Origin of the sequence: Myroides sp. N17-2 (genome assembly GCF_002286775.1) — a bacterium.
Lineage (GTDB): Bacteria > Bacteroidota > Bacteroidia > Flavobacteriales > Flavobacteriaceae > Flavobacterium.
Map to the genome: position 1 here is coordinate 1 of NZ_NSGJ01000025.1, position 15,228 is coordinate 15,228.

At 33.0% G+C, this 15,228-nt stretch carries 12 protein-coding genes; 3 read left to right on the forward strand and 9 right to left on the reverse strand.

Translation table 11 applies throughout. From position 1 onward, the window contains the following. Nucleotides 1–111: 111 nt before the first annotated feature. From CF599_RS11285 to CF599_RS11310, 6 genes are all read right to left on the reverse strand, one after another. Nucleotides 112–1,410 (reverse strand): ATP-binding protein, encoded by a 1,299-nt coding sequence (locus tag CF599_RS11285; RefSeq protein ID WP_158221781.1) that lies wholly within the window; start codon nt 1,408–1,410, stop codon nt 112–114. 22 nt (nt 1,411–1,432) lie between these two features. Further along, nucleotides 1,433–1,834 carry a hypothetical protein gene (locus tag CF599_RS19525; protein WP_158221782.1) on the reverse strand — a complete coding sequence of 134 codons (402 nt, stop codon included), beginning with the start codon at nt 1,832–1,834 and terminating at the stop codon, nt 1,433–1,435. Between the two features lie 250 nt (nt 1,835–2,084). After that, nucleotides 2,085–4,127: a hypothetical protein gene (locus tag CF599_RS11290; protein WP_254050286.1), complete on the reverse strand. Its 2,043-nt coding sequence runs from the start codon at nt 4,125–4,127 to the stop codon at nt 2,085–2,087. Between the two features lie 416 nt (nt 4,128–4,543). Then, entirely contained in the window at nt 4,544–6,055 is a 1,512-nt protein-coding gene (locus CF599_RS11300; RefSeq protein WP_305800369.1) for a malate:quinone oxidoreductase, read from the reverse strand. A gap of 72 nt (nt 6,056–6,127) precedes the next feature. Beyond that, on the reverse strand, nt 6,128–6,535 hold the full coding sequence (gene ruvX, locus CF599_RS11305) for a Holliday junction resolvase RuvX (RefSeq protein ID WP_121966130.1): 408 nt from the start codon (nt 6,533–6,535) through the stop codon (nt 6,128–6,130). A gap of 22 nt (nt 6,536–6,557) precedes the next feature. After that, the gene (locus tag CF599_RS11310; protein ID WP_121966131.1) at nt 6,558–7,730 is read right to left on the reverse strand and encodes an AIR synthase related protein; all 1,173 of its coding nucleotides are present in this window, start codon (nt 7,728–7,730) and stop codon (nt 6,558–6,560) included. A 316-nt stretch (nt 7,731–8,046) separates the two neighbouring features. On the opposite strand from CF599_RS11310, the gene CF599_RS11315 reads away from it, so the two are divergent. Then, on the forward strand, nt 8,047–8,445 hold the full coding sequence (locus CF599_RS11315; RefSeq protein ID WP_121966132.1) for a nuclear transport factor 2 family protein: 399 nt from the start codon (nt 8,047–8,049) through the stop codon (nt 8,443–8,445). 74 nt (nt 8,446–8,519) lie between these two features. Here CF599_RS11315 and CF599_RS11320 read toward each other — a convergent pair whose 3' ends face one another. Both CF599_RS11320 and CF599_RS11325 read right to left on the reverse strand, forming a co-directional pair. After that, on the reverse strand, nt 8,520–9,647 hold the full coding sequence (locus tag CF599_RS11320) for a cysteine desulfurase family protein (protein ID WP_121966133.1): 1,128 nt from the start codon (nt 9,645–9,647) through the stop codon (nt 8,520–8,522). Nucleotides 9,648–9,819: 172 nt separating this feature from the next. Further along, the gene (locus CF599_RS11325; protein WP_121966134.1) at nt 9,820–11,574 is read right to left on the reverse strand and encodes an MFS transporter; all 1,755 of its coding nucleotides are present in this window, start codon (nt 11,572–11,574) and stop codon (nt 9,820–9,822) included. Nucleotides 11,575–12,048: 474 nt separating this feature from the next. Here CF599_RS11325 and CF599_RS11330 point away from each other — a divergent pair, with 474 nt between their 5' ends. Continuing rightward, nucleotides 12,049–13,062 carry a hypothetical protein gene (locus CF599_RS11330; RefSeq protein WP_121966135.1) on the forward strand — a complete coding sequence of 338 codons (1,014 nt, stop codon included), beginning with the start codon at nt 12,049–12,051 and terminating at the stop codon, nt 13,060–13,062. 655 nt (nt 13,063–13,717) lie between these two features. Further along, the gene (locus CF599_RS11335) at nt 13,718–14,311 is read left to right on the forward strand and encodes a hypothetical protein (RefSeq protein WP_121966136.1); all 594 of its coding nucleotides are present in this window, start codon (nt 13,718–13,720) and stop codon (nt 14,309–14,311) included. A 109-nt stretch (nt 14,312–14,420) separates the two neighbouring features. Here the strand turns inward: CF599_RS11335 and CF599_RS11340 are convergent, their stop codons facing one another. Beyond that, nucleotides 14,421–15,098, reverse strand: coding sequence for a hypothetical protein (locus CF599_RS11340; RefSeq protein WP_121966137.1), 678 nt, complete (start codon nt 15,096–15,098; stop codon nt 14,421–14,423). Between the last annotated feature and the right edge of the window lie 130 nt (nt 15,099–15,228).

The following is a 15,228-nucleotide window of genomic DNA, read 5'->3' on the forward strand; positions in this document are numbered from 1 at the left end:
AAAGCCACCTCCTAAATTACAACAGGGGATTCTGTTTTAAAAATTATCAAATATATACTCGTATCCTACTAAAGTGGGAGGATATTCTATGTGCTAAATTTATTTAGGACGCTATTGATCTTGTATATATTTCGACTCTATAATAAACGAAATCTTAGTTCCTTCTTCTTTAATACTGACAACGACTAACTGACTATTCATCAGTTCGATTCTACCTTTTATGTTTGCAAAACCAATACCTTTCTTGACTATATCAGTATTAAATCCGCAGCCATTATCTTTAATCACAACCTCAAAAGTGGTGTCACTTATCACAAGAAAAGATACATTACACTCTGTCGCCTGTGCGTGTTTATGCACATTCTGAAGGCATTCCTGTACGATTCTATAAATATGTACTTTATACTTATTACTCAATTTACTAAAACAGATATTCGTATCTAAATACAAATGAAACTTAGTTGTCTCACTCCTATTCTGAATAAATACTAAATCTTCTAGTAATTGATCAAATTCATTAATCTTAAACTCATCATCATTTGCTAAAGCGTGAGATACTCCTCGAATATAGTGTTCCACTTTTTTAACCTCATTAATAAGAGAATTTTTATGATCTTCTACTGAATCTTTATTGACTTGCATCAAGAGAAATCTAGTAACGAACAACCTGTTTAGTACCCCCTCATGCAATTCCCTCGCTATATCTTTTCGTTCGAGATGTCTAGTTTCTGCAAGTTCATTCTGCACATTCATAATAGAATTATAATACTTCTCCGTATCCTTCTGAAAGAGTTTTACTAAAGACATTTCTTTAGACTTCTGTCTAAATAATAAGATAAAGAAAACAACCGTAGCAATAAAGAATAATATACCACCTACCCTAGTAATCATCTCTTTTTGACTTTGGAGTTTTTCATACCTAATGAAGTTAGTGCGGTAATCATCTTTCTTATACCTTAATAAAATAGAAAGTGCATCCTTCTCTAATATGTAGTTATTATACTTCTTAGCATAAATCATAACTTCATCTAATGTCTCCCTTCCCTCCTGTTCATTTCCTGTAAGATAATAGAACTCCGCTAATGTTATTTTATAAGAGTTGTAATCTTGTAAGTTATTATACTTTAACTGTATACTTATAGCATTCTTTAGATTCTTCTCAACATCTACATAATTATTGCTTTTAATATCAGCATCTGCAAGATTATATAATAAGTGCGCTAGCATTAGTGAATCATAGGTTGACTCATTAATAATAAGATTATCTATGGTATAATGTATTAAGAGCTTCGCCTTCTCATAGTTCTTTTGCTTAATGTAGATTTCCGCTATATTAGCATTGATTGTTACTTTATTAAGTCGTATCGCATCTTCATTAAAAAACTTCTTTATTGCAGGATCTTCTAGCAATACTAGCGCTCTATCAGATTCTTTAAGCTGCCTTCGTATAGTTATAAAAGGTACTATCTGTCTGAAACTTCTTTCCGAATAACTGACCTAGTAGAAAATAAGCTTGTGCCTCATTCTTTAAGTCCTCTTTCTTTCCAGATCGCTTAAAAAGTTCATCAATGTAGACGCGATCTGATCCCGTTAATAAAATGTATTTTCTCAGTATATCTCTACTTTCTGGTGTGTTTTTTAAACCTAAAAGTACTTTACCAACTGAATCTGCACTAGTCTTATCACGTTCTGATACATTGAATCTATTATAGCTCTTTATGAACTGATCAACTTGTTCTAATTTAGTATTGTTCTTCTCTAGTCCTCCATTACAACTGAAGAATAAAAAGAAAAAACACAAAAACACACAATACTTAATTATCCTAATAATCATATTCTCTCTTACTATAAAGAAACTACTAAAGACTTCTTTTGAAATCTACAAAAAACATTGCAAATATATAGAACAAATCATTTGCCGATACTTTCACATTTTTTAATGAATAATCATTATAAAACAAACGAATTTAAAATACTTACTATTTTCAATTAACAGTAAACACAAAACATTTTACACACATATAATGCAAAAACAAACATATCGTGAGAAACAATATCCTTCTCTTCATTATCGCTCTCTACTTCTAGCTACTTATAATGAATAAATATGTCGTTCCATCTTTCGGTTTACTATTAACTAATAATTTTCCCTCTATCATCTCTAGTCGTTCTTTAATATGTAATAGTCCATAACCTTTTCTTATTGACCTTGTATCAAAGCCTACTCCATCATCAACAATGCGTACTTCAAAAGAAGTAGTGTCTTTATAACTAAACGATATCTTACAACTATGTGCAAATGAATGTAAATGCACATTAATAAGTACCTCCTGTATTGATCGATAAATATTAATCTTCTTCCTATGACTCAACTTCTCTAAATTCAGTTGTTGATCAAATTGAATAGTAAAATCTATAAGGGACTGTTTTTTTTGCATCAAGACTAATTCTCTTAGCAACTGTTCGAATTCCTGAATCTTCGTACTCCCTTCATTTACAATAGTATGTGATACTTCTCGAATATACTTTTCTACTTCTATGATTTCGTTTACTAAAAGATCTTTTTGATGACCTATCTGTTCTCTCTCGAGCTGCACGAGAGAGAATCGAGCTGCAAACAGTCGATTTATCACCCCATCATTTAACTCTTTCGCAATCATACCACGTTCTCTGTCCTTAACTAAGGCTAAAGAATTTTGGATATTAATAATTGAATTATAGTAATGTTCTGTATCGCGTTGGAACATCTTACTTAGGCCAACTTTTCTTAACTTATTCTGATATATATATATAAACAAGATAACACACAGCACTAATACCAAACTGCCGCCCATAATCATCAATAGCTTGTTTTTCGCATTAAGATCCCTATTCACTGTGTTTAATAAATCAGCTTCATTCTTAATTCTAATAAAGTAATTCCTTAAGATATTAGCTTCATCTTTATTCTGTCTATTAATTTGCTTATATTCAATAAAGTGGCTTTCTACATTTCTAGAGTCATACGCTATAAGTATTTCTAATGCTTTTAACTGAGAATCAAAATCACCTACTCTCCTAACAGTCTCTTGTACTTCATCTAAGGCTATTTTTGCCTTGTCTATTTGATCCGTAGCATACAGATACTCTGCTAAACCAAGCTTAGAGTTATTAATCAAGATTTTGTTACTATTCTTAATTCCTATACACAATGTTTGTTTTAAAAGTGCTTCTACGCCTTCATAATCCTCTTCTAACATTTTAACTCTAGCTAAATCTATAGCAGCAAAAGCATAGTATCTTTCTGATGTGATATTTGAATGATCGATATAGTTATCTATCGTTTTCAGAAGCAATTCTCTAGCTTGCTTATATTTACCTTGTTTAATATATAATCTAGCGATGTTATCATAAATATAAACCTTATTCAGATTAATATCATAAGGTAACATATAAGCAGGTTTACTTGGAGTATTTAAAATATTTAAAGCTCTATTATAAAAATGTAGTGCATCATCTAACATTTCTAGACCACTAAATATCTCACCTAAGAACATAAACTGAACTACTTTGGTTCTTTCAGATATAGTAGTAGGATTATAATTAATAGATCGATCGATATGTTTTTCTGCTTCTGAAAACACTCCGTTCTTCGTAAGTAAAATAGCTTTTCGAAGATAAAATTGGCTTAAATCTAAGGAATCATTAAGTTCTAAAAACAATCTCTCTGCTTGGCTTAGATAAAAGAAAGAGCTATCCATCATAATCTTTCTAGAATAATACTCACTCTTTAAGTATAAAGCATCTGCTACACTAGAACTATCACTATCTTCTAAGCCATAATTATAGAGTTGATCACTGTAGACTTTATTAGGCTTAGTCTTATCTATAAAGTCTTTTATTATCTCTCTATTAGCACGAGAATTAGGTATGGATAAAACTAATTCACCTATAGTATCAACTTTAGAAAGCAATATAGAATCAGCTAAGTAATAATCGAATGCATTGACGAAAGAAGAAATAGTTTGATGTAAAGAATCTCTATGCTCTTTTTCTTTCTGACAGCCTGCCACAAAAGACAGTACCAATAAGGTAAATGGAAAACAGAGGTAAAGTACTCTACCTCGCAATTTTAGGGACTTAAGCATTGCCTGTATATGTGTGGTGTAAGAGAGCTGTAAATATAGACGATAAAAATCACATTTTATGAATAATTCACCATTTTTGATAAATAATAAAGTTCAATACCATAATTTGACAAAATTAAACAAATACAAAATGACAAAACACTTAATATAAAGCACTATACATTAACCCAAAATCCGCATTAGCCAAATACTACAAAGCAATTCTACTTCATAGCTCTTTCATTAGCTCTAAAACCATACTATAGTATGCTTGTATCGCTAATTCAGACCTATCTTGTATAATTACTATTCGTTTGTATGTCTATCACGGATTTTGGGATTAAGAAATAACAATTCCTCTATAAACAAAAAACGCAGACTATTATTAGTCTGCGTCCACAAAAAAAGCACTCTAAAGATAGAGTGCTTTCCTATTATTAATTATAAGGGTATATTTTTAATACCTTTCCTGTCTTTTCTCTTACCTCTGCTACTAATTCAGGGTGTTCGTTTAATTTAACTCCGAATGTAGGAATCATTTCTTTAAACTTAGCTTGCCATTCAGCTGATTTAAACTCTTCTTTAAAACACTGTGAAAGTAATTTTAGCATAATCGGAGTTGCTGTTGAAGCTCCAGGTGAAGCTCCTAATAAAGCAGCTATAGATCCATCAGCTGCACTTACTACTTCTGTACCGAACTGAAGGACACCTTTACCATCTTTATCTTTCTTAATAACCTGTACACGTTGTCCAGCTTGCTCTAATTTCCAATCCTCATCTTTAGCATCAGGGTAGTACTCTCTAAGTGCTTCATAACGAGATTTTGACGATTGTAATACTTGTTCTATTAAGTATTTAGTCAAATCCATATTACGCATACCAGCTCCTAACATAGGCCCGATATTATTAAATTCTAAAGACTTAATTAAGTCCCAGTATGAACCTTGCTTTAAAAACTTAGTCGAGAAACCAGCATATGGTCCGAAAAGCAATGAATGCTTCCCATCGATAAACCTAGTGTCTAAGTGAGGCACAGACATCGGTGGCGCTCCTACTGAAGCCATACCATATACTTTAGCCATATGTTGCTTCACTACCTCAGGGTTACGACATACTAGCCACTCTCCTCCTACAGGGAAACCTCCATAACCTTTACTCTCAGGAATATCAGCTTTTTGAAGTAATAGAATAGCACCTCCTCCAGCACCAACAAAAACAAACTTAGTCGTAACGACTCTCTTTTGTCCTTTGCTATCTGTTGAAGAAACTGTCCAATCAGAACCAACTTTTTTAATATCTGTAACTTCACAGTTAAAAGTCATATTAACTCCATCCTCATCTTTTAAGTGGTCGAAAAGTTGGCGAGTTAAATCACCGAAGTTAACATCTGTTCCGAAAGACATATGCGTAGCAGCACATACATCCTCATCTTTACGGCCTTCCATAATTAATGGAGCCCATTCTTTTATTTTATCGTGGTTATCAGAGAACTCCATTTGTTGAAACAATGGGTATTTCTGTAACTCATTATAACGTTTTCTAAGGTAGTTAACGTTATTTTCTCCCCATACATAGCTCATATGAGGTACTGTATGGATAAAATTACTTGGGTTCTTAAGAATGTTCTTATTAACCAAGTAAGACCAAAATTGGCGAGAAACTTCGAATTGCTCTACAATATTGATTGCCTTACTAGCATCTATTGTACCGTCTGCTTTTTCAGGCGTATAATTTAATTCACAAAACGCAGAGTGTCCAGTTCCTGCATTATTCATTGCATCAGAACTTTCGGCAGCCGCACTGTCGAGACGCTCAATAACCTCTATTTTTAAGTTTGGTTTCAGCTCTTTCAGTAGGACTCCGAGAGTAGCACTCATAATACCTGCTCCTACCAAAACAACATCAGCCTCTGATTTTTGTATACTTGACATTATATCGGATTTATTTATATGCAAAATTACTGTTTATTTAAGAGAATAAGACCATAACTTTTCTTAAATAAATATAAAAATGATTGACTGCTATTTTCTCATATAGTCTTGCAGAATAATAGTTGCTGCAATCTCGTCGATCAAAGCTTTATTCTGTCTTTGCTTCTTTTTAAGCCCGCTGTCAATCATCGTTTGAAAAGCCATTTTAGAAGTAAATCTCTCATCTATGCGCTCTACTGGCATAGTAGGGAAAGACTGACTAAACTTTTCGATAAAACTATTTAATATAGGAACTACTTCAGAAGGTTCATTATTTAAGCGCTTAGGCTCTCCTATGATTACCCTCTCTACATTCTCCTTTTGAAAATAGTCTTTCAAGAACGGCAATAGTTGCTCTGTATCGACTGTCGTTAATCCTGATGCTATTATTTGAAAATCATCTGATACAGCTATTCCTGTACGTTTTTTACCGAAGTCAATAGAAAGCAATCTTGCCATTTTATAATATAGTTTTTTATTCTTAGTATGTAAATCTTCCGTATTCAGATGTGATTGTCAACTTCTTATCTTCTGAAGCCTCTACACGTCCTACTATTTGCGCCTTAACATTAAATGATTCTGAGATAGCGATTATATCAGCTGCTACTTTTGGCTTAACGTATAATTCCATACGGTGACCTGAGTTAAACACTTGGTACATCTCTCTCCAGTCTGTATTAGACTGCTCTTGAATTAGTTTAAATAACGGAGGAACTGGGAACATATTATCTTTAATAATATGTAATTTGTCGATGAAGTGAAGAATCTTAGTTTGTGCTCCACCACTACAGTGAATCATACCGTGTACTTCATCTGACTTGTATTTATCTAGTATAGCCTTAATAATAGGCGCATACGTACGAGTAGGTGATAAAACTAACTTACCTGCATCTATAGGAGATCCCTCTACTGCGTCTGTTAATTGTACTTTTCCTGAGTATACTAATTCTTCTGGTACAGACGAATCATAACTTTCAGGGTATTTAGTTGCTAATGAATGATCGAATACATCGTGTCTTGCAGAAGTTAATCCATTACTTCCCATTCCTCCATTGTATCCTTTCTCGTATGTAGCTTGACCGAATGATTCTAATCCTACGATTACATCTCCAGCCTCGATATTAGCATTGTTGATTACATCACTTCTCTTCATTCGTGCAGTCACAGTAGAATCTACAATGATCGTGCGAACTAAATCACCTACATCTGCAGTCTCTCCTCCTGTAGAGTGTATAGTCACTCCGAATGTCTTTAATTCATTGATTAACTCTTCTGTCCCGTTAATAATAGCAGAAAGTACTTCACCAGGCACCAAGTTTTTATTACGCCCTATAGTGCTAGATAGCATAATATTATCTATAGCCCCTACGCATAGTAAATCATCGATATTCATAATCAAAGCATCCTGCGCGATTCCTTTCCATACAGAGATATCTCCTGTCTCCTTCCAATACATATAAGCCAATGAAGACTTCGTACCGGCACCATCAGCGTGCATAATCAGACAGTAATCTTCATCTCCTGTTAAGTAATCAGGAACTATCTTACAGAAAGCCTTTGGAAATAATCCTTTGTCAATATTCTTAATTGCATTGTGAACGTCTTCCTTCTCAGCAGAAACTCCGCGTAGAGCGTATCTATTATTTGAACTCATAAGTGTTGTGTTGTTTCCGCAAATTTAATGCTAATGTTAATGTAAAGCAATCTTATTTTTAGTGAACTTTTCTCTTTTTTGAGTAAAAGTATCTTTTATAGATACTAAACCATCCTATCCAATAAAATTTGAGTCACACATTTATCTTCATAGTGCCTTTTGTTACTTATTGCGGACTATACTATCAAAGACTATATATCTTTAAACTATGCACAGCAATTCCTCTATTAAGTTGATATATGTGTATATTTGAAAAGTAAAAATAGGCTCTTTTATAGTCTGATTACAATCACTAAACAACAGTAAAAACATAATAATGAAACAATTTGATAGAAAAACACCTGAAAGTGCTGTAAAGTATTTCCGTAGTTGTATTGTGAATGGGGATTTAGAAGGAGCATTGAGCTGCTTTGATAAAGATGCAGTATATATTGATAGAGATGGATCAGAGATCAGGGGATTAGATAATATAAAGATAGCAATGCAACATCTGTGTAATTGGAAACCGGAGATAATTGGCGATAGCCATAAAGCAACAATAGTTGGTGATCATGCTATTTGGATAGACAAGTGGTCTATGAATGCAGTAATGCCTGATGGCAACCCTATTGAAATGAAAGGGGCGACAAGTTGTATGATGAAAAAGAACGATGATGGTCTATGGTTATGGCTAGTGGACAATCCTTTTGCTGGCGATTTTTTCCAAAATAAATAACTAGACACAAGTATATTAAACAGAAAAACCACTCTTAACAGAGTGGTTTTTCTATTTCTTAATCTCTTTATAGATTAGATTGTTTTTAATACATCTATTAAAACATCTATATCTTCTTTTGTATTCTCATGTCCAAATGAAAGTCTTAAACTTGGTTTTTTCAAGTCCTCTGCACATAAAAATTGTGATAATACATGTGATGGTTTTTGGCTACCTGATTGACATGCACTTCCTCTTGATACTGCGATACCCTTCATATCTAACTGGAATAACATCATTGCAGCTTTCTCTTCTGATAGTGGTAATAATACATTTAGGATATTGTAAAACCCTACATTGTTACCATTAAAACACACATCAGGATATACTTCTAACAATCTTGTTTTACAGTATTCCTTAATACTAGCGATATGAGCACTCTCTTCTTCTAATAAATCATAAGCCATCTCTAATGCCTTAGCCATACCTACTACTTGGTGTACTCCCTCTGTTCCTGCTCTAAGTCCTTTCTCTTGCTCTCCACCAAAAAGAACTGGTTTAATCACATTCTTTTTGCGGATAAACGCAAACCCTATTCCCTTAGGTCCGTGAAACTTATGTGCACTAGCTACGATAAAGTCAATAGGAGTCTCTGTTAAGTCGATTCTAGTCTTACCGATAGACTGCACAGTATCACAATGGAATAAAGCATGGTTCGCTTCACATAATGCAGCTACACGTTTTAAATCTAACTCTGTACCTACTTCATTATTTACGTGCATTAAAGTAACTAACGTTGGCTTAGAATCATCTTTAAGCAACTCTTCTAACTGAGCATAATCAATCTCACTAGATGGTAGAATATCTAAAAACACTAACTCAACACCGAACTCAGCATTTAATTGCTTCACTGTGTTTAACACAGCATGGTGTTCTAATTTAGTTGTAATAATTCTCTTAATTCCTAAATCACGAACTGCAGAACGCAAGATCCAGTTATTTCCTTCTGTTCCACATGATGTGAATATAATCTCAGAAGAAGATACATTAAATTGCTTTGCAATTACCTTTCTTGCATTTTCAACTAATGCTTTTGCGTGTCTACCGATAGCGTATGTCGAAGATGGATTACCATAATCATTTCTAAGAACATTCACCATTTCTTCTATCACCTCTGGACGTACAGATGTAGTCGCAGCATTATCTAGATAAACGTGTTTCATTGTATTTTCTGTTGGTCTATTATTGTTAATCTCTTGTTACCAAGAGTAGTTTTGTATTGTCTATAATTGTCACGTATTCGCAAATGTAATAAAACTCGTAATATTAGTACAAGTCAATTAGCAAATTTAAAGTATATACTTCAAATTACTTTATTTTATTTCAATTGTTCTTCTAGGCTATATTATCAATCTCAATATTTTGTTTTAGCAATACCCTTTTAGCTACAATACCAAAAATAAGCAAGTAAACAAAACACAATAAACTCACTACATACGACTGGTGAATCCCAATAATATCAGCTACTTTACCTTGTATCGGTGGTATAATCCCTCCTCCTAAGATCATCATAATTAGAAGTGAAGATCCCTGAGCAGTATACTTTCCTAAACCTATAATGGCAATATTAAAAATAGCTGGCCAAAGTACACTACACGCTAACCCTCCTGCTAAGAAAGCATAGATAGCTACTACTCCTGAACTAAATAATCCTACTATCATCGCTACTAGTCCAAACAAGCTAAACATTACTAATGTTCTCGCTGATTTATTCTTAGCCCAATAAGTCAATATAATCTGTAATACAACGCAAATAGAGTAGTAATATAATGGTGTAACATCATTACCTGCCATATAATTAGCGCCTAGTACAGCAAAGTATGCTAAGAAAGGAACAACTATCATCGCTATAAGTTCGCGTGTCTTAGACAAGTTAAACACACTCACTGCTCCAGCCCAACGACCAATCATTAAACTTCCCCAATACATCGAAATATAAGGGGTAATCTGTGAAGACTGTAAGCTTCCGAATTCTTCTAACTTTAATAATTCACCTAGATTACTTCCGATACTTACCTCTACACCTACATAAGCAAAAATACCAAACATCCCCAATAACAACTGTGGGTACTGCATCGCTCCCCAACCTTGCTGGTTTTTCTTACTACTGCGGTATGCATAAAATATAGCTCCTCCTATCACTAATAACGCTGTACTTAACAGTATTATACGTTTATTATCAAGTGCCTCTGTATATTCTTTTTTATCTAGATCTAGATTAACAACCTTACTCTCTATCGCTTGTTTTGCTGATTCGTCAGTACTAGTTTCCAATATTGAGACTAACTTCTCTCTTTCTGTTGTGATTACTTCTATAGGAGCAAGAGAATGATTGCTATACGTATTAAATACTGGCACATAAATCATCACTAGCAGAACAGTCATCGTCACTAATGTACCTATCGCTTTTTTAGCAGATTCCATAGGTTCTATTCTTACCCCATCCGGTATTTTCTTAGAAAATCTAAATAGTGCAGCCGCGATAACGAATAAAGATCCCACTCCTGCATATAACATGGTCATACTAGATAAACTCAAATGCTGTATCTGATCATCTGTCAATGCTACCGTACTACCAAATAAGGCAAATGCCATTAACAGTGGACCTATCGTACCTCCTAGTGAATTTATCGCTCCTCCTAAACTTACTCTACTTGTACCTGTCTTAGGATCCCCTACTGATATAACCAAAGGGTTAGCTGCTATCTGCTGTAATGAGAATCCTAGTGCTACTACAAATAATCCTACTAATAAAGCAATATATATGTTGACATTCACAGCCCAAATCATTAATCCTGATCCTACTGCCGAGAATAATAAACCAAATACAATTGACTTCTTATAGCCATAACTTGTTACTAGATCTTTTCCTCTAATAGTGCTTAAAATAAAAAGAAGTAATGCCCCTGAATAATAGGCGGTATAGAAAGCAAAATCAATCAACTGTGACTGAAACTGATCTAAATGAAAGTACGCCTTACAAAAAGGGATAAAAATACTATTACCAGCTCCAAAAAATCCCCAAAAGAAAAAAACGGTAACTAGTGTATATAACGCAGGATAATTAGTCTTAACTGCAGAATTACTCATATGGTTAGTGGTGTTTATTATGGTTAAACCCACATTACGTGCTAGTCAAATACTACAAAGCAATTCTACTTCATAGCTCTTTCATTAGCTCTACAACCATACTACAGTATGCTTGAATCACTAATTCAGACCTATTTTGTATAATTACTTTTGGTTTATTTGTCTATCACATATTTTGGGTCAAATTAACATTTTCAAATATAGACAAATACTACATCCACTGAAGTAAACTCAGCTACAAATTTCATCACTATGCCAAACTAATTTTAACCATAACATAATCAACCTATTAATCACATTATAAAAACACACTACTACCATTACCTCTTATAGCTTCCCCTCTATCCTCTTATCCGATCAATATAGTCTCTATAGTATGATTAAAGCCTATAAAAAACATAATATCTATCAGTAGTCTGTTTTATAGAAAGAAAAAAACTATTTTTGCTGAACATAATAATAGATTCACAACAGATGAAAAAGTTTTTTACCCTTGCTGGTATTTCTCTTATGTTTTTACTTACCTCTTGCAATGATGGTAATTTAGTATATAAAGACATCGACTTCAGTAAAGATAATGCTGTACAAAGATGTGGTACACCTGGTGCCGAGAAAATCTTCTATAAGCTACAGAAAGATGAAGCTCTTATCTTAGTAGTAGATGCGGATAACATTATGAAAGATGAGACTGTAGCTGGAGCTGAAATAGAAATAGATGGAACTACTACTTCTCTAGAGTATAGAAAATATACAGATAAGGTAGAAGGTAAATCTATCTGTAACTTACCTCCACCTGCTACACCATCAGTGATACAGAGCATACCTGCATCTCCTGGAGGAACAGTTATTATCAGTAGAAATCTTCAGATTACTAATAATGTACAAGAAGCGAACAACTCTGTTGCTTTAGTATATCAGTATATCTTCTCATTGCTAAATGTTAACTTTAGTGAGGGACAAACAAATATCAAATACGATAAAATGCTATTTGGTACTACTAACTATGCAAATAGAACTTTAGCCTTTGCTTTTACTAACAATAATAATAAAGGTCTTAATAACTATAACTGTAACAACTCACTATATAGTTTAGCAGATACAGAAGCACTGATCGTTAATCTTACTGAAGCAGATCTTCCTAAAGATGCGACTACTTCTGATGCTATAATTGAACTTAATGACAAAAGATTAGTTATTTTAAAGAAATATGAACGCGGTGGTATCAATGTAAAAGATGTATGTAATAACGCAGGTGACATCCCTGGATCGAATGCTAATAACCCAAATAAATTAGTAGAGTTATGGGCTGCTCCTAAAGGACAGATAGCAATTAGTTCTAGATGGACTGAACCTGTAGATGGTTCTCCTGCAAAACTACAACACACTATCCGTTTAGTAAATACTACTTTCGTAAAAGCAAGTGATACAAATAAATCTTTTGTAAAACCTGCTCTTACTTTCGGTACCTATATATCAGAAAACAAATAATCTTATACAAAAGCTTTTAAACAAAAGCCTTATAGTTATAGAATAAAGCCATTGAGAAATCGATGGCTTTTTTTATGCACAACAAAGTCGTCCAAACTTTGTTTATCTAAATAAGGTAATGGTACTAAATACTTATTTACACTATAAATACAATTGCAAACTTATATTATTAAAACACGCTAAAATATAGGCATTCATTTTATCTTAAGACAACAAAATTTAATTTATAAAACATAAAATAATGGCACTATTTAACGTTTTTAACTCTTAATATTCCTAAAATAAGAGCATTCAAGTAATCGAAACATTCAGTTTTATTCCATTTTATTTAAAATATCACACCTATAAACCAAATAAACATACTGATATCGAACTATATACTGTTATCTATTTAAATTTTATTAGAATTTTAAAACAATTTTAGATAATACTAAACATTTTATATATTGCACAAGTAAACAAAGACAGATAAGGATTCTGAATATAAACCATAATTTATTCATCTTTTCTAAGAAATAGGTAGCGCATTAATATACTATATTACGTTATTTATTATCTGTTTTTACCTATTCAGAATATAAGAGTAGGTACACCAAAGGCTAAAATTATCTAATAACAAGTGTCAGTTCTGGACATATAGGAAGAAAAAAAATTGATGAAAAACAAATTAACATTAGCTGTTGCTTTACTTGCAATTAACTTGGCTGGTTTTGCACAAGACAATCAGAATACAATAGATAACCAATTCAACACACTTTTAAATGAATCAACGAATTGGCAAAACTCTAAAATTGTACAATTAGATAAACTTCAACAGTTACAAAAGAACGTAAATGACTCTCTTACGAAGTTACAACTAACTATCGTGAACAATAAAGACGCGTCTTTAGAACATAAAGAATCTGTTGAGTCATTAACTTCGCAGTTAAAGATAACACAAGATTCACTTGCTACTACATTAGCTACTAATACGAATATAGATGTATTAGGGATGTCTTCTGAGAAATCTACTTTTATGACTATTATATGGTCTATTATGGGACTTCTAGTAGGTCTTTTAGGCGTGATTTACTATAGATTTAAGAAGAGTTTCTCTAGCATTAAAGAAGCACAAAGCAAGTTAGCAGAAACTGAAGCAGAACTTGATGAGCTAAGAAAATCATCTCTAGAACGCGAGCAAAAGATCCGCCGTCAACTTCAAGATGAAATCAACAAGAACAAACCTGTTGAGAAAAAAGACAACTTCTAAGATAGATATACAATCTTCATTTACTGAAGATATAAAAAGGGAGAAATAATTAGATTATTTCTCCCTTTTTATTATGTCTAGATTTAAGGATCTAGTATAATACACTCTATTATCCTCTTAATTTAATTCCTTTAATAACCTTCTTCAGGATTGATTCTTTAGATCTCTTAACCTTGGTTATTTCCTCTTTTGTATTGATGATTTGCTTATCATCCTTTAGTGCAGAAACCTCTTCTAAATCATCAAATTCAACGGTATTAATAACATAAGAAGCCATTTCTAAATCTTGATCATCTACCTCTAAGCTAACCAATCGATAACTGATACACTTCTCTTGAGGTTCTATGTCCCAAATATACTCATCTAATAGCTCTTCTATCACGTGGTATATCAACTCTAGCTTATCCTCTTCGCCTTCTTCAAAATCAAGCAATTCACCTTTACTCTCTACGATATCTCCTTCTACTTCTAATACTTTACGCACTAAGAAGTTATTACGAGTGTAGTTTAACCCAAATGCCATAGACTCTTCATCTATCACAAAAGATAAAACCTCTTGCCCTATTGCTTTATGAAGAATAGATGCCCTCTCAATAGAAGTCAACACTAAAGTTCCTCTATCTGAGAAGTACACTTCACAGTTATCTGCCTCCTGTTCATTGACAGAGGCTTTTTTAAAAATCGTATCTCCTTCATAGACTAATTTCTTACCTAATATACGTTCTAAACCCTCTATATCAGACTGATAATTCTTATCTATTACTACTCCACCTACGATTATTCCCATATGCTAAAGAATGTATTATTTTTACTACTCCCCAAGTTTACAAAACGCATTTAAGGATCTCTATTTACAAGGTGAAAGATACATATTTCTCTAAATTATACACCCTCTAAGAATGCAAAACACTTGTTAA

Coding starts and splice junctions, on each gene's coding strand:
- CF599_RS11335 (WP_121966136.1), top strand. CDS start 13,718: ATGAAAAACAAATTAACATTAGCTGTTGCTTTACTTGCAATTAACTTG.
- CF599_RS19525 (WP_158221782.1), bottom strand. CDS start 1,834: ATGATTATTAGGATAATTAAGTATTGTGTGTTTTTGTGTTTTTTCTTT.
- CF599_RS11320 (WP_121966133.1), bottom strand. CDS start 9,647: ATGAAACACGTTTATCTAGATAATGCTGCGACTACATCTGTACGTCCA.
- ruvX (WP_121966130.1), bottom strand. CDS start 6,535: ATGGCAAGATTGCTTTCTATTGACTTCGGTAAAAAACGTACAGGAATA.
- CF599_RS11330 (WP_121966135.1), top strand. CDS start 12,049: ATGAAAAAGTTTTTTACCCTTGCTGGTATTTCTCTTATGTTTTTACTT.
- CF599_RS11310 (WP_121966131.1), bottom strand. CDS start 7,730: ATGAGTTCAAATAATAGATACGCTCTACGCGGAGTTTCTGCTGAGAAG.
- CF599_RS11290 (WP_254050286.1), bottom strand. CDS start 4,127: ATGCTTAAGTCCCTAAAATTGCGAGGTAGAGTACTTTACCTCTGTTTT.
- CF599_RS11340 (WP_121966137.1), bottom strand. CDS start 15,098: ATGGGAATAATCGTAGGTGGAGTAGTAATAGATAAGAATTATCAGTCT.
- CF599_RS11325 (WP_121966134.1), bottom strand. CDS start 11,574: ATGAGTAATTCTGCAGTTAAGACTAATTATCCTGCGTTATATACACTA.
- CF599_RS11315 (WP_121966132.1), top strand. CDS start 8,047: ATGAAACAATTTGATAGAAAAACACCTGAAAGTGCTGTAAAGTATTTC.